15 protein-coding genes, 2 tRNA genes, 2 rRNA genes and 1 riboswitch (1 of these 20 running past the window's edge) are annotated in these 21841 nt (G+C 63.7%); of the genes, 9 read left to right on the forward strand and 10 right to left on the reverse strand.

Annotation, left to right across the window (positions count from 1 at the left end; all coding sequences use genetic code 11):
- The 4 genes from IVA87_RS30260 to IVA87_RS30275 form a co-directional block, all read right to left on the reverse strand.
- A 23S ribosomal RNA gene (locus IVA87_RS30260) occupies positions 1-448 on the reverse strand; it reaches 2397 nt to the left of the window's first position.
- Positions 449-930: 482 nt separating this feature from the next.
- Positions 931-1006, reverse strand: a tRNA-Ala gene (locus IVA87_RS30265).
- 114 nt (positions 1007-1120) lie between these two features.
- A tRNA-Ile gene (locus IVA87_RS30270) sits at positions 1121-1197 on the reverse strand.
- Positions 1198-1422: 225 nt separating this feature from the next.
- A 16S ribosomal RNA gene (locus tag IVA87_RS30275) occupies positions 1423-2911 on the reverse strand.
- Together the 16S and 23S rRNA genes with 2 tRNA genes alongside form the textbook arrangement of a ribosomal RNA operon.
- Before the next feature lie 1002 nt (positions 2912-3913).
- Here IVA87_RS30275 and IVA87_RS30280 point away from each other — a divergent pair.
- From IVA87_RS30280 to IVA87_RS30290, 3 genes are all read left to right on the forward strand, one after another.
- Positions 3914-5977 (forward strand): M23 family metallopeptidase, encoded by a 2064-nt coding sequence (locus IVA87_RS30280; protein WP_247299104.1) that lies wholly within the window; start codon positions 3914-3916, stop codon positions 5975-5977.
- 93 nt (positions 5978-6070) lie between these two features.
- Positions 6071-7702 carry a hypothetical protein gene (locus IVA87_RS30285; protein WP_247336570.1) on the forward strand — a complete coding sequence of 544 codons (1632 nt, stop codon included), beginning with the start codon at positions 6071-6073 and terminating at the stop codon, positions 7700-7702.
- Positions 7703-7789: 87 nt separating this feature from the next.
- Positions 7790-8056, forward strand: a complete 267-nt coding sequence (locus IVA87_RS30290; RefSeq protein ID WP_247276784.1) for a hypothetical protein — start codon at positions 7790-7792, stop codon at positions 8054-8056.
- A 79-nt stretch (positions 8057-8135) separates the two neighbouring features.
- Here IVA87_RS30290 and clpB read toward each other — a convergent pair whose 3' ends face one another.
- Positions 8136-10775, reverse strand: coding sequence for an ATP-dependent chaperone ClpB (gene clpB, locus IVA87_RS30295; RefSeq protein ID WP_247299100.1), 2640 nt, complete (start codon positions 10773-10775; stop codon positions 8136-8138).
- A 238-nt stretch (positions 10776-11013) separates the two neighbouring features.
- Here clpB and IVA87_RS30300 point away from each other — a divergent pair, with 238 nt between their 5' ends.
- The gene (locus IVA87_RS30300; RefSeq protein WP_247336574.1) at positions 11014-11799 is read left to right on the forward strand and encodes an MOSC domain-containing protein; all 786 of its coding nucleotides are present in this window, start codon (positions 11014-11016) and stop codon (positions 11797-11799) included.
- 122 nt (positions 11800-11921) lie between these two features.
- On the opposite strand, the gene IVA87_RS30305 is transcribed toward IVA87_RS30300, so the two are convergent.
- Positions 11922-12608, reverse strand: a complete 687-nt coding sequence (locus tag IVA87_RS30305) for a TIGR02594 family protein (RefSeq protein WP_247299096.1) — start codon at positions 12606-12608, stop codon at positions 11922-11924.
- A 197-nt stretch (positions 12609-12805) separates the two neighbouring features.
- Between IVA87_RS30305 and IVA87_RS30310 the strand changes: the two genes are divergently transcribed.
- Entirely contained in the window at positions 12806-13669 is an 864-nt protein-coding gene (locus tag IVA87_RS30310; protein ID WP_247299094.1) for an alpha/beta hydrolase, read from the forward strand.
- Positions 13670-13784: 115 nt separating this feature from the next.
- Here the strand turns inward: IVA87_RS30310 and metW are convergent, their stop codons facing one another.
- A complete protein-coding gene (gene metW, locus IVA87_RS30315; RefSeq protein WP_247299092.1) occupies positions 13785-14447 on the reverse strand; it encodes a methionine biosynthesis protein MetW in 663 nt (220 codons plus the stop codon).
- Position 14448: 1 nt separating this feature from the next.
- Positions 14449-15651, reverse strand: coding sequence for a homoserine O-acetyltransferase (locus IVA87_RS30320; RefSeq protein WP_247299090.1), 1203 nt, complete (start codon positions 15649-15651; stop codon positions 14449-14451).
- Between the two features lie 90 nt (positions 15652-15741).
- Positions 15742-15821, reverse strand: a riboswitch (SAM riboswitch).
- 205 nt (positions 15822-16026) lie between these two features.
- Here IVA87_RS30320 and IVA87_RS30325 point away from each other — a divergent pair.
- The 3 genes from IVA87_RS30325 to IVA87_RS30335 are packed head-to-tail and all read left to right on the forward strand — an operon-like array spanning position 16027 to position 18938.
- Positions 16027-16875 (forward strand): chorismate mutase, encoded by an 849-nt coding sequence (locus IVA87_RS30325; protein ID WP_247299088.1) that lies wholly within the window; start codon positions 16027-16029, stop codon positions 16873-16875.
- 33 nt (positions 16876-16908) lie between these two features.
- A complete protein-coding gene (gene hisC, locus IVA87_RS30330) occupies positions 16909-18006 on the forward strand; it encodes a histidinol-phosphate transaminase (protein ID WP_247336578.1) in 1098 nt (365 codons plus the stop codon).
- Positions 18003-18938: a prephenate/arogenate dehydrogenase family protein gene (locus tag IVA87_RS30335; protein ID WP_247299084.1), complete on the forward strand. Its 936-nt coding sequence runs from the start codon at positions 18003-18005 to the stop codon at positions 18936-18938. Before hisC ends, IVA87_RS30335 begins: the two co-directional genes overlap by 4 nt.
- A 109-nt stretch (positions 18939-19047) precedes the next feature.
- Here the strand turns inward: IVA87_RS30335 and IVA87_RS30340 are convergent, their stop codons facing one another.
- Complete coding sequence (locus tag IVA87_RS30340) at positions 19048-20232, reverse strand: DUF2125 domain-containing protein (protein ID WP_247299082.1); 1185 nt, start codon at positions 20230-20232, stop codon at positions 19048-19050.
- 211 nt (positions 20233-20443) lie between these two features.
- On the opposite strand from IVA87_RS30340, the gene IVA87_RS30345 reads away from it, so the two are divergent.
- Positions 20444-21055: a gamma-glutamylcyclotransferase gene (locus IVA87_RS30345; RefSeq protein ID WP_247299080.1), complete on the forward strand. Its 612-nt coding sequence runs from the start codon at positions 20444-20446 to the stop codon at positions 21053-21055.
- Here the strand turns inward: IVA87_RS30345 and IVA87_RS30350 are convergent.
- A complete protein-coding gene (locus IVA87_RS30350; RefSeq protein WP_247336580.1) occupies positions 21052-21825 on the reverse strand; it encodes a 1-acyl-sn-glycerol-3-phosphate acyltransferase in 774 nt (257 codons plus the stop codon). The two genes, IVA87_RS30345 and IVA87_RS30350, sit on opposite strands and share 4 nt — an antisense overlap.
- Between the last annotated feature and the right edge of the window lie 16 nt (positions 21826-21841).

The raw sequence follows: 21841 nt of genomic DNA on the forward strand, positions 1-21841 counted from the left end.
TCGTGGATACATCATCGCATTACTCGTACGGGGCTATCACCCTCTAAGGCCCAGCTTTCCTGACTGGTTCCGATTGTCTCTGATGTATCACTGGCCTGGTCCGCGTTCGCTCGCCACTACTAACGGAGTCTCTGTTGATGTCCTTTCCTCCAGGTACTTAGATGTTTCAGTTCCCTGGGTTCGCTTGAAACCTCCTATGTATTCAGAAGTCTCATACCTTCTCTTGATAACCGGAAATCCAAAACCTCGCGGTTTGATTTCTCACATTTCTGGTCGAACCCCAACACACAAGGTCTTGGAGTTCCGGCTATCGAAGGTGGGTTTCCCCATTCGGAAATCCGCGGATCAAAGCTTCTTCGCAGCTCCCCACGGCTTATCGCAGCGTAGCACGTCCTTCATCGCCTCTCAGCGCCAAGGCATCCACCGAACACCCTTAAGGCACTTGATTGCTCTCATTATCAATGTCCACACACTCGGCAGAATGTTGTCTGTACGATTGCCTTGCGGCGCGCACCCTCGATGAATGCTACGTACAGCCGGACATTGACTAGAAAGACCAGCTTGCTTCGTAAGATCGTTCCGATAGCGAGGCGGTCAAGCTTCGCTAAAAGGATCATTTACAACTCGCCCATCTTCCCGGTGCAACCTTGTGAGCCGCACTGAAAGGCGCGCGAGCGCCGAAATGATCCGGAGATAATGAAGGCTCGCGCAACGATTTGCTGCACGACCCAACTCGGATCGATCTCCTCTTTACGATGTCAGAAAACACGCAGCTCATTGTCCATCCGGACTAATGAGTGCGAAGTGATGTTTCGCGGACGATGATGGTTACGGGATCAGAAGTAGCCCGCCTTCGCCTTTCGGCTACGGCGCGGCAGCCTTCGCTACCGGCTGGCTTGCCGAGCCGAAGCAGGCGAAGCCTGCGGAGGCTGGTGGAGCCAGACGGGATCGAACCGACGACCTCATGCTTGCAAAGCACGCGCTCTCCCAGCTGAGCTATGGCCCCGTAACCAGAAGACGAAGCGCCTCTCTTAAGTCCGGCGCCGCCCGAGGGGCTATGCCGGACACGCTTCGCTTCTTGTCTCGCGTGGCGGTGCCACGCAAAGCCAACGGCGAAGCGTGGTGGGCCTGGGAAGACTTGAACTTCCGACCTCACGCTTATCAAGCGCGCGCTCTAACCAACTGAGCTACAAGCCCCTAACGCTATCCTTATCAGGACTAGGGTCTTGCGTGCATGCATCGGCGACCAGCGCCGAATGCAATCGCACAGCGCAGCCCCGGCGCGTGTTCGTCCGCGAAGAAAGAGAAACGAAGACGGCGAAATCCCGCCAATGCAGCTCAACGATCTGGCGATCTGTTGGCCACTGATGTTTCTAAAACGATCCGATAGTGAGCGTGAGCTCGCTGAAGGATCATCCTTAGAAAGGAGGTGATCCAGCCGCAGGTTCCCCTACGGCTACCTTGTTACGACTTCACCCCAGTCGCTGACCCTACCGTGGCCGGCTGCCTCCCTTGCGGGTTAGCGCACCGTCTTCAGGTAAAGCCAACTCCCATGGTGTGACGGGCGGTGTGTACAAGGCCCGGGAACGTATTCACCGTGGCGTGCTGATCCACGATTACTAGCGATTCCAACTTCATGGGCTCGAGTTGCAGAGCCCAATCCGAACTGAGACGGCTTTTTGAGATTTGCGAAGGGTCGCCCCTTAGCATCCCATTGTCACCGCCATTGTAGCACGTGTGTAGCCCAGCCCGTAAGGGCCATGAGGACTTGACGTCATCCCCACCTTCCTCGCGGCTTATCACCGGCAGTCTCCTTAGAGTGCTCAACTAAATGGTAGCAACTAAGGACGGGGGTTGCGCTCGTTGCGGGACTTAACCCAACATCTCACGACACGAGCTGACGACAGCCATGCAGCACCTGTGTTCCAGGCTCCGAAGAGAAGGTCACATCTCTGCGACCGGTCCTGGACATGTCAAGGGCTGGTAAGGTTCTGCGCGTTGCGTCGAATTAAACCACATGCTCCACCGCTTGTGCGGGCCCCCGTCAATTCCTTTGAGTTTTAATCTTGCGACCGTACTCCCCAGGCGGAATGCTTAAAGCGTTAGCTGCGCCACTAGTGAGTAAACCCACTAACGGCTGGCATTCATCGTTTACGGCGTGGACTACCAGGGTATCTAATCCTGTTTGCTCCCCACGCTTTCGTGCCTCAGCGTCAGTATCGGGCCAGTGAGCCGCCTTCGCCACTGGTGTTCTTGCGAATATCTACGAATTTCACCTCTACACTCGCAGTTCCACTCACCTCTCCCGAACTCAAGATCTTCAGTATCAAAGGCAGTTCTGGAGTTGAGCTCCAGGATTTCACCCCTGACTTAAAGACCCGCCTACGCACCCTTTACGCCCAGTGATTCCGAGCAACGCTAGCCCCCTTCGTATTACCGCGGCTGCTGGCACGAAGTTAGCCGGGGCTTATTCTTGCGGTACCGTCATTATCTTCCCGCACAAAAGAGCTTTACAACCCTAGGGCCTTCATCACTCACGCGGCATGGCTGGATCAGGGTTGCCCCCATTGTCCAATATTCCCCACTGCTGCCTCCCGTAGGAGTTTGGGCCGTGTCTCAGTCCCAATGTGGCTGATCATCCTCTCAGACCAGCTACTGATCGTCGCCTTGGTGAGCCATTACCTCACCAACTAGCTAATCAGACGCGGGCCGATCTTTCGGCGATAAATCTTTCCCCGTAAGGGCTTATCCGGTATTAGCACAAGTTTCCCTGTGTTGTTCCGAACCAAAAGGTACGTTCCCACGCGTTACTCACCCGTCTGCCGCTGACGTATTGCTACGCCCGCTCGACTTGCATGTGTTAAGCCTGCCGCCAGCGTTCGCTCTGAGCCAGGATCAAACTCTCAAGTTGGACTTGAACTTTGAACCGGCTGATCACAACGTTTGACGAGGTCCCACCATACTCGCGAAGCGATTCACATCGCTTGCGAACTGACCTCAATGAAGAGGCCATGGTGTTACCTTTGAAACGTGTACCGCCGAAGTCTTTCGTCCGGTCTCGATCAGAAAAGCCGAAGCTTCTCAGAAGCGAGACCCGCAAGGACTCCGCCGTCCACGTTTCTCTTTCTTCATCTTCACTTGTCAAACAGCCCGGGACCTTGGAGACCCCAACCTTCCAGCGTGGAAGGGTTCCGACACCCTTACCGACGATGAATGACTCCAACCGACTGGTGTCGATTGTTGTGTCACTCAACAAGGTGAGGAGCATCAGTGGCGCGTTCGCTCGCCTTGGTCAGTGACCCGGCGGCGCCGCGCTCAGTGGTTGGGGTTATAGTCCCCCCTCATCGGGATTGTCAACGCCCATCGTCAACAAATCGTCGCACAGTGGACCACCTGAAAATTTCTCGTGTTTACAGCCACTTAGGAGGACGGAGAACGGCCGGGCCGATGCTGTGCGAGGAAAAAACTGAAAAAAGTTTGGGCCCCTGCGGGCTCTGGAGCGGGCTTCGGAGGCGGCTTGGGAGAGGGCTTGGGACGCCCGTCCAAGGAGGCCTCCCGCGACCGCCCTTCAGGAAACTTTTTCCATAGGAGGCGCCGTACTTGAGCCACAATCCCGCGGCGTTCTGATAAGAGACAAGCTTGAATCGCGGGGATGCCAGTGGGGGCTGCCGGCGGTTTTCATGGGTCAGAGGAAGGCGATCTTGCAGATGGCGCGGCCTTCCTCCGGCATTCGAGAGACATCGAGAGACCTTTTTCCGTTTAGCTGTTCGTAATTTCGGCCGGCCCGTCATCGGGGCCTTCTGACCGCGAACGCCTATGCGGCTTGCCCTTTTCCTGCGATACGCCTCGAAGAGGGCGACCGGGAAAAGGCTCGATACGGGGCTTTTGGGTCGTTGAATTGGGGGACTTTGGGTTGAACCACAGGACGTCACGCAGCGCTTACGGGCGTGAGACCGGGATCATCGATCTCGGCCACGAGCCGCCGCTGTCGGTCGACGGTTCTGAGGCCGCCGTGATCGATCGCCGCCGAGTCTCGGTACAATGGTTCAGCGGGACGATTCTGACCGGACTCTGCGGCGCGGCCCTCATCGGCGGCGCCGTTTTTGCGTCGCTCGATGGCGAGATGACCTTCGCCAAAGTGCCGGAGCGGGTCGAAGGCGCGCTGCGCGGTGCATTCGGCGCAGCCGATCGCGCCGCCACGCTGCACAAGAGCGACCGCCTGCCGCCGCCAAGCGAATCCACGGCTTCGCGCAACATCGTCCGCGTCTCCACGGTCGCCCGCGTCGGCAACCGCGACGTGATGCGGGTGCGCCCGTTCGTCCGCATCGCCGGCAATCTGTCGATGACGACGAGCGATCTGTCGGCGAAGATTCCGCCGTTCAACGCCCAGCGCATGCTCACCGACGTCGGCTCCGATCCGAAGACCGCCTCCGACGACCCGAACAATCCCGAAGCCGTCGAGCCCGACGCCGAGGTCTCCTTCGTCACCAAGGACCTGTCGCCTGTGCTGCCGAAGGCCAAGATTTCCGCGGTGGTGGCGCTCGACGACATCCTGATGCGGGTGCGCGATGCCGCCAATTGGCGCGGCAATGGCGGGGTGCGCTACGCCTCGCTCGCCAATGCCGCCGCCGACGTCTCCGGCGCGACCGGCGCCTCCGACATCAAGATGGCCTATGCCACCGAAGTATCGCCGTCCGATCCCTATGCCGGCTTCGAGACGCGCGTGGTGCCGGAAAACGTCACGCTGCTGCCCAAGACCAAGGAGCAGATCACCGGCGGCAATCCCAACGGCGAACGCGTCCACATGGTCAAGAAGGGCGACAGCGTCGCTGGCGTGCTGCGCGATCTCGGCGCCACCGCCGACGAGATCAAGGCGATCACCGCAACGCTCGGTCCGCGCGGCCGCGACGGTGGTCTGAAGGAAGGCGAGAAGCTCCGCATCCTGATGGCGCCCGCAAGCCCCGGCGCGCGCCTGCAGCCCTACCGCGTCGTCGTCGCCAATGACACCATGGTCGAGGCGATCGCGGCGCTGTCCGATCTCGGCAAATACGTCGCGGTTGACGTCTCCAGCATGAACACCGTCACCGACGCTGCGGCCAGCGCCAACAGCGACGACGATGACGACGATGACGGCTCCGGCGTGCGGCTCTATCAGAGCATCTACGAGACCGCGATGCGCAACAAGGTGCCGATGCCTGTCATCGACGACATGATCAAGATCTACTCCTACGACGTCGATTTTCAGCGCAAGGTGCAGCCAGGCGATTCCTTCGACGTGTTCTACGCCGGCGAGGACGAGGGCGTGACCGCGAGCGAGAAGAACGAGGTGCTGTTCGCTTCGCTCACCGTCGGCGGCGAGACCAAGAAATATTACCGCTACCAGAGCCCCGACGACGGCGTCGTCGACTACTACGACGAGACCGGCAAGAGCGCGAAGAAGTTCCTGGTCAGGAAGCCCGTCAACAACGCCATCATGCGCTCCGGCTTCGGCGGCCGCCGCCATCCGATCCTCGGCTACGTGAAGATGCACACCGGCGTCGACTGGGCCACCACCTACGGCACGCCGATCTTCGCCTCCGGCAACGGCATGATCGAGAAGGCCGGCCCCGAGGGCGGCTACGGCAAGTACATCCGCATCAAGCACGCCAACGGCTACGAGACCGCCTACGGCCACATGTCGGCCTTCGCCAAGGGCATGGAAGTCGGCAAGAAGGTGCGGCAGGGCCAGGTGATCGGCTTCGTCGGCTCATCCGGCCTGTCGACCGGCCCGCACGTTCACTACGAGATCCTGGTCAACGGACGCTTCGTCGATCCGATGCGGGTAAAGCTGCCGCGCGGGCGCTCGCTGGAGGGCCCGATGCTGGCGAGCTTCGAGAAAGAGCGCGACCGGCTCGACGGCATGATGAGCGGCCGCGGCGGCGCCATCGCGAGGATGTCGGATGCGACCGGCGGACCGTTGCAGGTGACGAACCGCTAAATCGGCGCGGCCGCGCGCCACCTCACAACGTCAAGTTTCGTTTGCCAAAGCCGCTCGACGGGCGAATACTTTCCGAAAAAGGGAGGTCTCGCCATGAAGAACAGGCTCGCCTGCGCAGCCCTGGTTGCTGCAGTTTTCTCCATCACGAGTGCATCGGCTGAGACCTTGCCGGCAACCTGGGAGGTCACCAAGCTCGTCCCGGGCTCCGCATTCCACGGCGTCCACGGGCTCGGCATCGACAAGGCCGGCCATCTGTTTGCCGGCAGTGTCGCCGGCGCCGCGCTCTACGAGGTCGACATCGCAGGCGGCACGGCCAAGATCGCGATCCCCGCGCCGATCGGAATGGCCGACGACATCGCGTTCGCGCCCGACGGCACCATGGCCTGGACCGGTTTCCTCGCCGGCGATCTCTATGCCCGCAAGGGTGATGGCCCGATCAAGAAGCTTGCTTCCGGCCTTCCCGGTATCAACTCGCTCGCCTTCCGCAAGGACGGCAGGCTCTACGCCACCACCGTCTTCCTCGGCGACACGCTCTACGAGATCGACGTCGAGGGCATCAAGCCGCCGCGCCAGATCATGGAGAAGATGGGCGGCCTCAACGGCTTCGAGTTCGGTCCCGGCGACAAGCTCTACGGTCCGCTCTGGTTCAAGGGACAGGTCGCAAAAGTCGACGTCGACAAGGCCGAGCTGACCGTCGTCGCCGATGGCTTCAAGGTTCCGGCCGCGGTGAATTTCGATTCCAAAGGCAACCTCTTTGTCGTCGACACCGCGCTCGGCCAGCTCGTCCGGGTCGATCCGAAGTCCGGCGCCAAGACCATGGTCGCGCAACTGAAGCCGTCGTTGGACAATCTCGCGATCGACGGCAAGGACCGCATCTACGTCTCCAACATGGCCGATAACGGCATCCAGGAGGTCGATCCGGCGACCGGCCAGGCCAAGCAAATTATCATCGGCAAGCTGGCCCTGCCCGGCGGCATCGGCGTCACCTCGGACAATGGCAAGGATACCATCCATGTCGCCGACGTGTTCGCCTATCGTACGGTCGACGGTGCCACCGGCGAGGTCACCGAGAAGGCGCGCATGCACGCCGCCGGCGTCACTCTCGAATATCCGATGAGCGCGACTGCGAAGGGCAACGACGTGGTCCTGTCGAGCTGGTTCACCGGCACGGTGCAGGTGATCGACGGCAAGACCGGCGCCACGCGGGACATGCTGCACGGTTTCAAGGCCCCGCATGACGCGATTGTGCTCGCGGACGGCAGCATTCTGGTGGCCGAGCTCGGCACCAAATCGCTGGTCAAGGTGAGCGGTGAGCATGGCCAGGATCGCGCCACGCTGATCGGCGATCTCGAGGGACCGGTGGGTCTCGTCGGCGGATCGGCTGGCGAAGTCTATGTCACCGAGGCCTTCTCCGGCGCCGTCTCCCGGATCGACAAGAACGGCGCAAAGACCGTGCTCGCCAAGGAGCTGAAAATGCCCGAAGGCATTGCGCGCGCCAGCGACGGCAAGCTGATCGTGGCGGAAGTCGGCGCCAAACGATTGGTCGAGATCGCGCCGGAGACCGGCAAGGTGACGGAGATCGCGGCCAATCTTCCGATCGGCCTGACAGGCGCACCCGGCGGCCTGCCGACGCATATCCCGACGGGCGTCGCGGTCGGTGCGAGCGGCGTCATTTACTTCACCTCGGACGTGGAGAATGCGATCTACAAGGCGGTGAAGAAGTAGCAATCGCCGAACAAGAGCTGACCGCGGAACCCAGGCTCGGGTTCCCGGTTAGACGCTGACGGAAGCGTACCAGCAGGAGGATCGCCCATGACGCGCCTCTCACGTGACGATGTCGTCAAGGCCGTGGACCGGGCCGATGACGTCACCATTGCCCAGATCATCGGGACCGGCGCGACGGCCGAGGAACTCGCCGAAGCCCAGGCCTGGCTCGCCAATGACGAGCCGATGATCAACGACTTGCGGCCGCTGGCGCAGGGCCGGGTGCGCGAGCTGGTGGATATTCTCTCGGAGCTCGAGGAGGACGACGAGGAGCAAGGCCCCGCCGCTCCCGGCTCCGCGTCCGCGCTCAGCTAGCCAGCAAGCCAACCGACGAATTCGCCCCGGAAAGATAGATCTCTCCGGGGCGTCCTGTTGCTTCAGGCGGCAGATACGCTCAGTTCAGCTTCCGCTTCGGCACCGGGGCCTCGAACTGGGCGATCTCCGCGGTTTGCGGCGCCTTGCCGTTGAAGGTCAGCACGTTGCCCTCGGACGAGATCGCAACCCTGTCGCCGTCGCTGATCTCGCCGGCCAGGATCATCTCGGCGAGCGGGTCCTGGAGATAGCGCTGAATCACCCGCTTCAGCGGCCGTGCGCCGTAGGCGGGATCCCAGCCTTTGGCAGCAAGCCAGTCGCGGCCTGCGGCATCGAGCGTCAGCACGATCTTGCGATCGCTGAGGAGCTTCTGCAGCCGCGCGAACTGGATCTCGACGATCCGGCCCATCTCGCTCTTCTGCAAGCGGTGGAACAGGATGATCTCGTCGACGCGGTTGAGGAATTCGGGGCGGAAATGCCCACGCACCATTCCCATCACCTGCTCGCGCACGGCCGAGGTGTCCTCGCCTTCCGGCTGGTTGACCAGAAATTCCGAACCGAGGTTCGAGGTCATGATGATCAGCGTGTTGCGGAAGTCGACCGTGCGGCCCTGGCCATCGGTCAGGCGGCCATCGTCGAGCACCTGGAGCAGGACGTTGAACACGTCGGGATGCGCCTTCTCGATCTCGTCGAACAGCACCACCTGATAGGGCCGGCGCCGCACCGCTTCGGTGAGCGCGCCGCCCTCGTCATAGCCGACATAGCCCGGAGGCGCGCCGATCAGCCGCGAGACCGAGTGCTTCTCCATGTATTCGGACATGTCGAGGCGGACCATCGCGGTCTCGTCGTTGAACAGGTACTCGGCAAGCGCCTTGGTCAGCTCGGTCTTGCCGACGCCGGTGGGGCCCAAGAACATGAACGAGCCGGTCGGCCGGTTCGGGTCCTGCAGGCCTGCGCGCGAGCGGCGCACGGCGGTTGCGACCGCACGCACGGCTTCGGCCTGGCCGACGACGCGCTTGCCGAGCTGATCCTCCATCTTCAGGAGCTTCTCCTTCTCGCCTTCCAGCATCTTGTCGACGGGCACGCCGGTCCAGCGCGAGACCACCTGCGCGATGTGGTTGGCGGTGACCGCCTCCTCCATCATCTCGCCGGCGTTCTCCTTGGCCTCGATCTCCGCGAGCTTCTTCTCCAGCTCCGGGATCCTTCCATAGGCCAGCTCGCCGGCCTTCTGGAATTCGCCGCGCCGCTGGGCGTTGGCCAGCTCGACTCGCAGGCCGTCGAGCTCGGCCTTCAGCTTCTGGGCATCGGAGAGCTTGCTCTTCTCCGCGCTCCAGCGCGCCGTCAGTGCCGCAGACTTCTCCTCGAGCTCGGCAAGGTCCTTCTCCAGCGTCTGGAGCCGGGACTTGGAGCCGGCATCGCTTTCCTTCTTCAGCGCCTCCTGCTCGATCTTGAGCCGGATGATCTCGCGGTCGAGCGAGTCCAACTCTTCGGGCTTGGAATCGACCTGCATCTTCAGCCGCGCCGCGGCCTCGTCCATGAGGTCAATGGCCTTGTCGGGCAGGAAGCGGTCGGTGATGTAGCGGTTGGACAGGGTCGCGGACGCCACAAGCGCCGAATCGGTGATCCGTACGCCATGGTGCTGCTCGTACTTGTCCTTCAAGCCGCGCAGGATCGAGATGGTATCCTCGACCGACGGCTCGCTGATGAAGATCGGCTGGAAGCGCCGCGCCAGCGCCGCATCCTTCTCGACGTGCTTCTGGTACTCGTCGAGCGTGGTCGCGCCGATGCAGTGCAGCTCGCCGCGGGCGAGCGCCGGCTTGAGCAGGTTGGAGGCGTCCATCGCGCCATCGCCCTTGCCGGCGCCGATCAGCGTGTGCATCTCATCGATGAACAGGACGTAGGTGCCCTCGCTCGCGGTGACTTCCTGGAGCACGGCCTTCAGCCGCTCCTCGAATTCACCACGATACTTCGCGCCGGCGATCAGGGCGCCCAAGTCGAGCGCAAGCAACTTCTTGTCCTTGAGGCTGTCGGGCACATCGCCATTGACGATGCGCAGCGCCAAGCCCTCGGCGATGGCGGTCTTGCCGACGCCGGGCTCACCGATCAGCACGGGATTGTTCTTGGTCCGGCGCGACAGCACCTGGATGGTGCGGCGAATCTCCTCGTCACGGCCGATGACCGGGTCGAGCTTGCCGTCGCGCGCCGCCTGGGTGAGGTCGCGGGCATATTTCTTCAGCGCGTCGTAGGCATTCTCGGCGGTCGCGCTGTCCGCGGTGCGGCCCTTGCGCAGCGCTTCAATGGCCGCATTGAGATTTTGCGGGGTGACACCGCCCTTATTGAGGATCGTGCCGGCCTCGCTGGTCTTCTCCAGCGCCAGACCGAGCAGCAGCCGCTCGACGGTGACAAAACTGTCGCCGGCCTTCTCGCCGGCCTTCTCGGCCGCATCGAAGGTGCGGGCGAGCTCGGGCGCGAGATAGATCTGGCCAGCGCCGCCGCCGGAGACCTTCGGTACCCTGTTCAGCGCGTCCTCGGTCGCCTTCAGGATTGCACGCGAATTGCCGCCGGCGCGCTCGATCAGACCGGCAGCCAGCCCTTCAGTGTCGTCCAGCAGGACCTTCAGCACATGCAGGGTGGAAAACTGCTGGTGCCCCTCGCGCATCGCAAGCGACTGCGCGGATTGGATGAAGCCCCTGGAGCGTTCGGTGTACTTCTCGATATTCATGTCTTTTCTATCCCTCGGCCTGCCCTCGGAGCCCTCAAAGGCACTCCAGACGGCATCTTCATTGGGTTTCCGATCACCGTATTGACGTTTCAACCGGTAACAGTCGTGTTCTGCCGGCGGTGCCGCCGACCTGAGGCAAATGTGGGAAGCGGGTCGCTGATGCGGAAGAGGCGCGTTCACAATTTCGTGCGCTCACGGGCCGCTTGGCGCGGGCCTGCCGAATCCCCTAAGTAGCGGCATGATAGCCAGCCGCACCGCCGAGATTACCGGCCTCTACCGCTACCCGATCAAGGGCCTGACGCCGGAACACCTGACCCGCGTCGTGTTGCGGAGCGGCCAGACCCTGCCCGCCGACCGCCGCTACGCCATTGAGAACGGGCCGAGCGGGTTCGATCCCGAGGCGCCCCAGTGGAAGCCGAAAATCCAGTTTCTGATGCTGGCGCGCAATGAGCGACTGGCCTCCCTCGACAGCTGGTTCGAGGACGCGACCAATCGCCTGACCATCCGCAAGGACGGCCAGATCGTCGCCAGCGGCGATCTCGAGACCGCTGCCGGGCGCGCCGCCATCGAGAGCTATTTCAGCGAGAACTTTCAGCCGGAACTGAAGGGCCCGCCCAAGGTCCTGTCCGGCCGCGACCACAGCTTCTCCGACGTCGCCCGCAAGGTCGTGTCCATCATCAATCTCGACAGCGTCCGCGCCCTCGAGACCATGCTCGGCGCCGCCGTCCACCCCCTGCGTTTCCGCGCCAATCTCTATGTCCGAGGTTGGCCGGCTTGGTCCGAGCTCGACCTCGTCGACCAGACGCTCGCGATCGGGCAGGCGCGGCTGAAGGTGGTCAAGCGCATCAAGCGCTGCCCGGCGACCAACGTCGACCCGGTGACCGCCAAGCGCGACCTCGAGATCCCGCCGGCGCTCTCGCGCCATCTCGGCCACATGGATTGCGGCATCTATGCCGAGGTGATCGAAGGCGGCGAGATCGGCGTCGGCGATGCGGTCGCGGTGGAAGAGCCGAGACTGGTGTGAGCGAACCCTTCGCTGCCGTAGGGTGGCCAAAGCGAAGCGTGCCCACCACTTCCGTTTTCGAATGTTGACGCACCGCTGGTGGGCACGGCGCTTCGCGCCTTTGCCCACCCTCGGCTCCATCGTTAGTTCGGCATCACATACGCATAGATCTTGCCGCGCGAGACCGGCGCCTCGCGGACGCGGTTGCCATTGTTGCCGGAGATCATGATCGGATTACCCCGCGCATCGATGCCGCTGATGATCCCGACATGGCCGCCGCGGCCGCCGCGCGACATCACCGCGATGGCGCCGACCTGCGGACCGGAGATGCGCGTGCCATAGCGCGCGAACGAACTCGCCATATCGGAGCCCGTGCCCTGATGCCCGGTATGTTGCAGCACCATGTTCATGAAGCGCGCGCACCACAGGCTGCCGCGTCCGGTGGGATTGCCGCCGAGATAGCGGCGCGCCTCGGACACGAGGCCCGATCCGCCGCCGAAACCGCCGCTGCTCATGGCGTTATTGGCCAAGCCGCTAGGGGCTATTCCATTAGTGGCCATGCCGCCGCTATTGGCGTTCGGATCATAGCTCGCCTGAATGTTGGCGAATCCGCTCGCCTGCAATCGCGCCGCGCTGCGCTCGAAGCGCGAGCTGCGGGCATGGTGGCGGTTGTGATGATGTCTGGCGTGGTGCACGTAAGCGTGCCGCTCTGCGCTATGACGATGATGCGGCCGCGCTGAGGCCGGAGAAACGAACGCGACGACCGTCGCGAAGAAGAGCGCCAGCGCGACAACACAACGCGACAGGCGAGACGCAAACAACTCGAACATTCTTCATCCTTCGTTACACCCCCACTTCCCCGATCGGCCCGTGCGCGGCCGACATCTACTTTGCGTATCAGAATCCCGATGTGGCGAGATCAAGACACGTCCCGGGAGATTTTGCGCGGAGGTTAACGGTGCTAGAACCCTCATGCGTGAACTGCAGAACGGCATTCCAATGCCGCAGCACTCTCAGGGAGAACCGCATGCCTTACGCCGTGACGAAGGATGATTGCCGTCTGTATTTCGAGGAAGCCGGCGCCGGTACGCCGATCATCTTCCTGCACGAGTTCGCGGCCGACTACACCAATTGGGAGCCGCAGATGCGCTACTTCTCGCGCGGCCATCGCTGCATCACTTATTCTGCGCGCGGCTACACGCCGTCCGACGTGCCCGATGGCGAGGCCTACACCTACACGCATTTCTACACCGACGCGCTCGCGGTGCTCGATCACCTCAGGATCGAGCGCGCCCATCTCGTCGGCCTGTCGATGGGGGCCTACTCGTCGCTTCAGATCGGGCTTAATGCGCCACAGCGCGCATTGTCGATGACGCTGGCCGGCGTCGGCTCGGGCTCCGAGATCGAGAATCTCGACGCCTGGCGCAGGCAGTGCCGCGCCAACGCCGAGCAGTTCGAGACGCTCGGCTCCGCCGAGGTCGCAAAGGTCACGCGCGAGGCGCCGAGCCGGATTCCCTTCCTGGTGAAGGACCCGCGCGGCCACGCCGATTTCTACGCTGCCCTTGCTCGCCACGATGCCAAGGGATCGGCGCGCACGATGCGCGGCTTCCAGGGCGGCCGTCCCTCGATCTATACTATGACGGATGCGATCAGAGGCGTTGCAACGCCGGCGCTGATCATCTGTGGCGACGAGGACGATCCGTGCGTCGGACCGAGCCTGTTCCTGAAGAAGCATCTTCCGGCCGCAGGGCTCGCGATGTTTCCGAAGTCGGGCCACGTCCTCAACCTCGAAGAGCCGGCGCTATTCAACGAGAGCGTGGAGCGGTTCGTCACGCTGGTGGAAGCGGGCCGCTGGCCGGTGCGCGATCCGAGGTCGCTGGCGGCGCATTAGCTGTCATTCCGGGATGCGCCGAAAGGCGCAGGCCCGGAATCCATCGGGCCGCGGTCGCTGTTGCACGATGGATTCCGGGCTCGCGCTTCGCGCGCCCCGGAATGACGGACAGAGACTACTTCCCCTCGCCTCTGCTCAGCAGGAACACGCCCTGCTCGCCGAACATGTTCCACACCCACCAGGGCAGGTTCAGCGGCACCGGGCGGCCGTAGAGGTCGAGCGCGACCGAGCGCTCCATCTTGACGTTGATCTCGTCGCAGAGCTCGACAAAATCCTTGATGGTGCAGAAGTGGATATTGGCGGTGTCGTACCAGGTTGCCGGCAGATTCTCCGTGCGCGGCATGTGGCCGCCGATCAGGAGCTGGAGCCGCATCTTCCAGAAGCCGAAATTCGGAAACGACACGATGGCGCGGCGGCCGATGCGCAGCAGGTTCTCCAGCACCACCCGCGGCTGCCGCGTCGCCTGCAGCGTCTGCGACAGGATCACGTAATCGAAGGCGTCGTCGGGATAGTTGACGAGGTCGGTATCGGCATCGCCCTGCACCACCGCGAGCCCCTTGGCGACGCAGCGGTTGACGCCCTCGCGCGACAGCTCGATGCCGCGGCCGTCGATGCCACGCGTTTCCAGCAGCTGGAGCAGATCGCCCTCGCCGCAGCCGACGTCGAGCACCTTCGAGCCGGGCTTGACCATGTCGGCAACGAGCAGATGATCGGCGCGAAACTGACCGGACGGCCCCGTCGCAACGCCGTTCAGCGGCAGCACCTCCTGTACCGACATCTTAGCCACCTTTGCCGTTGAGACCGCGGGCCTTGCCCGCGGATTGCAGGAAGGCCCGCGAGATGTCGAAGAATTCGGGGACGTCGAGCAGGAAGGCGTCGTGGCCGCGATCGGTCTCGATTTCGGCGAACGACACCCGCGCGCTCGACGCATTCAGCGCGTGCACCAGCGCGCGCGATTCCGATGTCGGGAACAGCCAGTCGCTGGTGAAGGAGACCACGCAGAAGCGGGTCTTGATGCCCACGAACGCCTTTGCCAGCACGCCACCATGATCGGCGGCGATGTCGAAATAATCCATCGCGCGCGTCAGATAGAGATAGGAATTGGCATCGAAGCGCTCGACGAAGGACGAGCCCTGATAGCGCAAATAGGACTCGACCTGAAAGTCGGCGTCAAACGAAAAGGTCGGCAGCTCACGGTCCTGCATGCGGCGGCCGAATTTTCGGTGCAGCGCGGCGTCTGAGAGATAGGTGATGTGCGCCGCCATCCGTGCCACCGCGAGGCCGCGATGCGGGTGGATGCCATGGTCGGCATAGCCGCCATTGTGCCAATCGGGATCGGCCATCACGGCCTGGCGGCCGAGCTCGTGGAAGGCGATGTTCTGCGCCGAGTGCCGCGTCGAGCACGCAATCGCCAGCGCGGAGTACACGCGGGCAGGATAGGCCGCGGTCCATTGCAGCACCTGCATGCCTCCCATCGAGCCGCCCACCACCGCGAACAACGTGTCGATGCCGAGCCGGTCGATCAGCATCGCCTGCGCCCGTACCATGTCGGGAATGGTGATGACGGGGAAATCGAGGCCCCAGACCTTGCCCGTCGCGGGATTGATCGAAGCCGGCCCGGTCGAGCCCATGCAGCCGCCGATCACGTTGGAGCAGATGATGAAGTAGTGTTGAGGATCAAGCGGACGGCCGGGGCCGACCAGCGTCTCCCACCAGCCGGGCTTGCCGGTGACCGGATGCACGTTGGCGACATGCTGGTCACCGGTCAGCGCATGGCAAACCAGAATGGCGTTGGAGCGATCGGCGTTCAGCTCGCCATAGGTCTGGTAGGCGATCTGGAACGGGGAGAGATCGACGCCGCAATCGAGCCGCAGCGGCTGATCGGCGCCGAAATGCACAACCTGCGAACTCGGATGATCTACCTCGTGCGATCGATCGTCGGCGCTGATCGCGGGACTCGGAATCGACTTGACGCTACCCATCTGAGCATCGACCTCGTTTGCGATCAGACTTACGACCGCAGTGACATCAGGCCATAAAAAACCCGGCCTGAACGATAGGTTCGGCCGGGATCGGAAGCGTCCCCGGCCTGTTTAGCGAGTTTTTTAACGTGGCTGCAAGCCGGCCGGCTCAAATGACCACGGAACAGGCAAAAACTTACTGTTTGGAGCGGTCTTCGTCAAGCCGCGGTCCGGATTAACCCCATTCGTCCCTGATACGTCGCCTGAAAAGGCCCAGCTTCTCCTAGCATTTCTCTTTGCTTTCGCGGCCTATCCTGCCTAATCAGGACATCGACCGCAGCGGTGACGGCACTGACCGATCCGCATTGGAACGCCTCTGAACAGCCGTTGTCAGTCATGTCCCAACGTCCGCCCGCGCCGCCATCGCTTCAGGAATTGCGCAAGGAGATCGACGCGATCGACGAGGGCATGCATCGCCTCCTGATGCAGCGCGGCGACATCATCCACCGCCTGATCCAGGTGAAGCAGACCCAGGAGGTCGGCTCCGCATTCCGGCCGGCGCGCGAGGCCGCCATGATGCGCGACCTCGTCCAGCGTCATCGCGGCATCCTGCCGCTCGACACGGTCGAGAGCATCTGGCGCGTCATCATCTCGACCTTCACCTATGTGCAGGCGCCGTTCTCCGTGCATGCCGACATCTCGGTGAGCGAGCCGGCGATGCGCGATTCCGCGCGCTTCCATTTCGGCTTCACCGTGCCCTACATCGCGCATTTCAGCGCGCAGGCCGCGGTCGAGGCGGTGGCGAAGTCGAAGGGCGACCTGGCGCTGGTCTCGGCGACCTCGAGCCGCACGCCGTGGTGGCTGGAGCTGGAAGAGACCGGCGCGCCCAAGATCATCGCGCGGATGCCGTTCGTCGAGCGCGCCGACCATCCGGCTGCACTGCCGGTGTTCGCGATCTCGCGCGTCGCCGACAGCGCGCTGGTGACTGAGGTCGAGACCTTCAGCGTGCGCGTATCGGGCTGGAACGCCGAGGTCGCGCGCGCCCTGTCGCCGCTTGCCGAAATCGTGGCGGTGCCCGATACCGCCTTCGACGGCGCCGCCCTGCTGGTCTCGGTCACGAGCGCGACCAGCATCGACAAGATCAGGGCTGCCCTGATCGAGGCGGGGGCCTCGGTGCGCTCCACGGCCCTCGTCGGCAGCCACGCAACGCGCTATACGGTGCCCCCGACCGGGCCGAAATCGTAAGTCGCGAGCCGTCCCGCCAATCCGGAGTTGAAGATGTCCCGCCCCGTGCCGAATCCCGGCATTCTCGATATTGCGCCCTACACGCCCGGCAAGAGCCCGGTGCCGGAGCCGGGCCGCAAGGTGTTCAAGCTCTCGGCCAACGAGACGCCGTTCGGGCCCTCGCCGAAGGCGATCGAGGCGTTCAAGCGCGTGGCGGATCATCTGGAGGATTATCCGGAAGGCACCTCGCGCGTGCTGCGCGAAGCGATCGGCCGCAGCTTCGGCCTCGACCCCAACCGCATCATCTGCGGCGCCGGCTCCGATGAGATCCTCAATCTGCTCGCGCACACTTATCTCAGCCAGGGCGACGAGGCGATCTCGACCACCCACGGCTTCCTGGTCTACCCGATCGCGACCATGGCGAACGGGGCCAAGAACGTGGTGGCGCCCGAAACCAACTTCACCGCCGACGTCGACGCCATCCTCGAGGCCGTGACACCGCGGACAAAACTGGTCTGGCTCGCCAATCCCAACAACCCGACCGGCACCTATCTGCCGTTCGATGAGGTCAAGCGCCTGCGCGCCGGCCTGCCCTCGCAGGTGCTGCTGGTGCTGGACGCCGCCTATTGCGACTACGTCTCGCGCAACGATTACGAGATGGGAATCGAGCTCGTCGCCACCACCGAGAACACGGTGGTAACGCACACCTTCTCCAAGATCCACGGACTTGCGGCGCTGCGCATCGGCTGGATGTTCGGCCCCGAGCACATCATCGACGCAGTCAACCGCATCCGCGGTCCCTTCAACGTGTCGACGCCGGCGATGTATGCCGCGGTCGCCGCGATCGAGGACACCGCGCACCAGGCGATGTCGAAGCAGTTCACCGAGACCTGGCGCAACCGGCTGACCGAGGAGATCGGCAAGATCGGGCTGAAGGTGACGCCGAGCGTCGCCAATTTCGTGCTGATCCACTTCCCGACCGACAAGGGCAAGACCGCGGATGATGCCGACGCCTTCCTCACCGAGCGGGGCCTGGTGCTGCGCGCGCTGAAGAATTACGGCCTGCCGCATGCGCTGCGCATGACTATCGGCACCGAGGAGGCCAACCGCCTCGTGGTCGAGGCCTTGCGCGACTTCATGGGCGGCAAATGAGCGCGCAGGCGCACTTCCAGCGCGTCGCGCTGATCGGCTTTGGCCTGATCGGCGGCTCGATCGCGCGCGCTGCGAAGCTCCAGGGCTTGGTGAGTGAGATCGTCACCACCGCGCGCTCGGAAAAGACGCGCGCGCGGGTCGCCGAGCTCGGCATCGTCGACCACGTCGTGGCGACCAACGCGGAAGCGGTGAAGGATGCCGATCTCGTCATCCTCTGCATTCCCGTCGGCGCCTGTGGCGAGGTCGCGCGGGAGATCGCCGCGCATCTCAAGCCGGGTGCAATCATCTCCGACGTCGGCTCGGTCAAGGGCGCGGTGGTCAGGGACATGGCCCCGCATCTGCCGCAGGGCGTTCATTTCGTGCCGGCGCATCCGGTCGCGGGCACCGAGCATTCCGGTCCGGATTCGGGCTTTGCCGAGCTCTTCATCAACCGCTGGTGCATCCTCACGCCACCGGAAGGCGTCGATGCTGCTGCCACCGATCGCCTGCGCGCGTTCTGGGCGGCGATGGGCGCCAAGGTCGAAATCATGACGCCGGATCATCATGATCTCGTGCTCGCGATCACCAGCCATCTGCCGCATCTGATCGCCTACACCATCGTCGGCACGGCCGACGAGCTGGCGCAGGTGACGGAATCCGAGGTGATCAAATTCTCCGCCGGCGGCTTTCGCGATTTCACCCGGATCGCCGCGTCCGACCCGACGATGTGGCGCGACGTCTTCCTCGCCAACAAGGAGGCCGTGCTGGAGATGCTCGGCACCTTCACCGAGGACCTCGCCAAGCTCACCCGCGCGATCCGCCGCGGCGACGGCGAAGCTCTGTTCGACCACTTCACCCGCACCCGCGCCATCCGCCGCGGCATCGTCGAGATCGGCCAGGATTCGGCCGCGCCCGATTTCGGCCGGCCGCACGCTGCGCTGAAGAAGCCGTAACTTCACTCCCGTCATTCCGGGGCGCGCGAAGCGCGAACCCGGAATCTCGAGATTGCGGCTCGAGATTCCGGGTTCATTCGCTTCGCAAATGCTCCGGAATGACGGCGAGTCAATACAGCGGCGGGATCTGGCCGACCTTGACCGGACCGAGCAGCACGGCGCCGTCGACGAATTTCAGCGGAAAGCTTCTCGCCTTCTTGCCCTCGAGCGTGCTCTCGGTGCCGATCGAATTGATGCCGGCGGCGACGCCGGCATTGGCGTTCTGCTTGATGACCTTGCCGAGCCCCGGAACGGCGCGGTCGAGCGCGCCGAAGAGATTGTTGAGATCCTGCGACTTCACGCCGGGCGCGACGCGGTCGAGCGTTGCCTGCGGTACGCCCTCCTCCAGTATCTTGTCGATGCCGAGCGCCGGGATCACGCGCTCGAGGCCCGTCACCGTCATCTGCAATTCGCCGTCGAGCCGGCCAGTGGCCGAGAGGCCGAGCGTGCCGGCCGCAACCGCGATCATCTCGCCCTGCTGGATCCGCGACTGCACGATCTCGATATGGCCGCCGGCGGCCTGGATCTCGCGGAAGCGCTGCGGCCAGGGTTTTGGCGTGACGTCGGTGAGGCCGGTGACCTTCGCGCGCGTGTCGGCCTCGAACGGCTCGGCGAGCAAGGGATGAACGCCCTGGATGCTGCCCTGCGCGACATGGAGCACCGTCTCGATGACCGGATGATCGGGCGACGATCCGTCCGCGAGGCGGCCGTGCAGCTCGACCTGCTTGGCGCGCGCGAGCGGCACCGGCACGCTGCCGTCGAGACGGTTGAGGCCGGGATCGTCGAACACGATGGAGGCGCGATCCGGCACGGCCGGCAGACCCACCACGCTAGCGCGGCCCTTGCTCCAGTTCACCACGAAGGTGTTTTGCGTGACGCCGTCAGTCAGCGTCGCCGGCGCGGAGAACTCGGCGATGACGAGCTTGGGGTCGTAGACCTGGGCGACGACCAGGATGTTGTCGAGCTTGGCCGTAAACGGCGTCTTGCTCGCATTCTGCGACACCAGGGCGACGCTGGCGCCGGAGCACTGGACCTCGAAGCGGAACGGGAATCCCGCGATCGAGCGCTTGGCGCAATCATAGATGCGTCCGGATTTGGCCTCCTGCGCGCGCCAGGCGTCTGCGGCAATTTCGGCCTGCGACGCCGCGTAGAACCAGAAACAGCTCCAGGCGACCGCGAGGACCAGGACGAGAACGGGTGCGATGAAAAGGCCCCAACGGGAGCGACGGCCTGTGGCAACGGTCATATTGGACATGCGGCGACCCTTTGACCCCAGATTCAGGCAAATGTAAGCGAGGTCCGCCCCCGACGAAAGGCGGAGAATCCGCTTCGCTTGGGGGCACCGTTCTGCTAAAGCGCGGCGCGATTTGGAAAAATCGTCATCGCGCTTTGGCTCCTTGTTCGAGCATGATCTTTTCGGAAAACCGCTTCACACTTTTCCGGATCATGCTTTAGCCGTGCCCGAAATGTCGGAAATCACCCTCCCCTCCGTCACCACCGCCAACGGCGACCTCTGGGTGTTCGGCTACGGCTCGCTGATGTGGCGGCCGGGGTTCGAATTCGAGGAGCGCGTCCCGGCGCGGCTGGTCGGCGAGCATCGCGCGCTCTGCGTCTATTCCTTCGTGCACCGCGGCACGCCGGAGAAGCCCGGCCTGGTGCTCGGGCTCGACCGCGGCGGCGCCTGCCGCGGCATCGCCTTCCGCGTCGCCGAGAAGAACCGCAGCGAGGTCGTCGCCTATTTGCGGGCACGCGAGCAGGTCACCTCGGTCTACCGCGAGGTGATGCGCTCGGTATGGCTGGAGAACGATGCGCGGCAGCGCGTCTCCGCACTCACTTATGTCGTGGACCGCGGTCATGTCCAATATGCCGGCCGGCTCTCGCTCACCGAGCAGCACCGCCATGTCATCCAGGGCCATGGCCAGTCCGGCGCCAATCGCGACTACGTCACCGCGACGGTGAAAGCGATCGAAGCCGAAGGCTTTCGCGACACGCAGCTGCACCAGCTTGCGACGATGCTGCACGGCGATGCGCATTCCCTGCACGCGCCGGCGCCGACCGAAGATCGCGAGAACCGCTAACTGTCCGACCGCGCGTAGCTCGGCGCGGAGCCGATCAAGTGCTCCTGCTCTTTCCGGCCGGCTTCGACGAGACGGTCGGTCGCGTCTTCGATCGCCGTCTGCACGCGCGCGAGAAACTCGTCCTTCGGCAGGCCCGACGGCAGTGGATCGAGGAATTCCACCACCAGCGTGCCGGGATAGCGCATGAAGGTGCGACGCGGCCAGAACAGGCCGGAATTGAGCGCGACCGGCAGGCACTGCACGCCGCAGGAGGAGTAGATCTGCGCAAACCCTGTCTTGTAGGCGGGGGCAGCGCCCGGCGCGCGGCGCGTGCCTTCCGGAAAGATCACGAGCTGACGGCCGCCGCGCACGGCCTCGCGCGCCCGCCGTGTCATGTCCAGCAGCGCTTTCACGCCGGCATTGCGGTCGATCGCGATCATGCCGGTCTTGACCAGGAATTGACCAAAGACCGGGATCTGCATGAGCTGGCGCTTGAGGATGAAGATCGAGTGCTCGAAAAAGCCGGGCAGCACGAACGTCTCCCAGAACGACTGGTGCTTTGCCACGACCAGCAACGGTCCCTGCGGGATCTTCTCGACCCCGCGGAATTCCACCTTGATGTTGCAGATCACGCGCATCAGGATCAGCGTCGCCTTCGCCCACCATTCCGCGACCGTCAGCATGGCGCGCGGCGGCAATGCGAAGGTCGGCAGCGCCACGATCGCCAGGCACACCAGCACGGCGTAGAACAGCACGTTGAACACGAGCGAGCGCAGGAAAATCAGGAACATCGACGATCCGATCAAT

This window comes from Bradyrhizobium sp. 147, assembly GCF_023073935.1.
Lineage (GTDB): Bacteria > Pseudomonadota > Alphaproteobacteria > Rhizobiales > Xanthobacteraceae > Bradyrhizobium.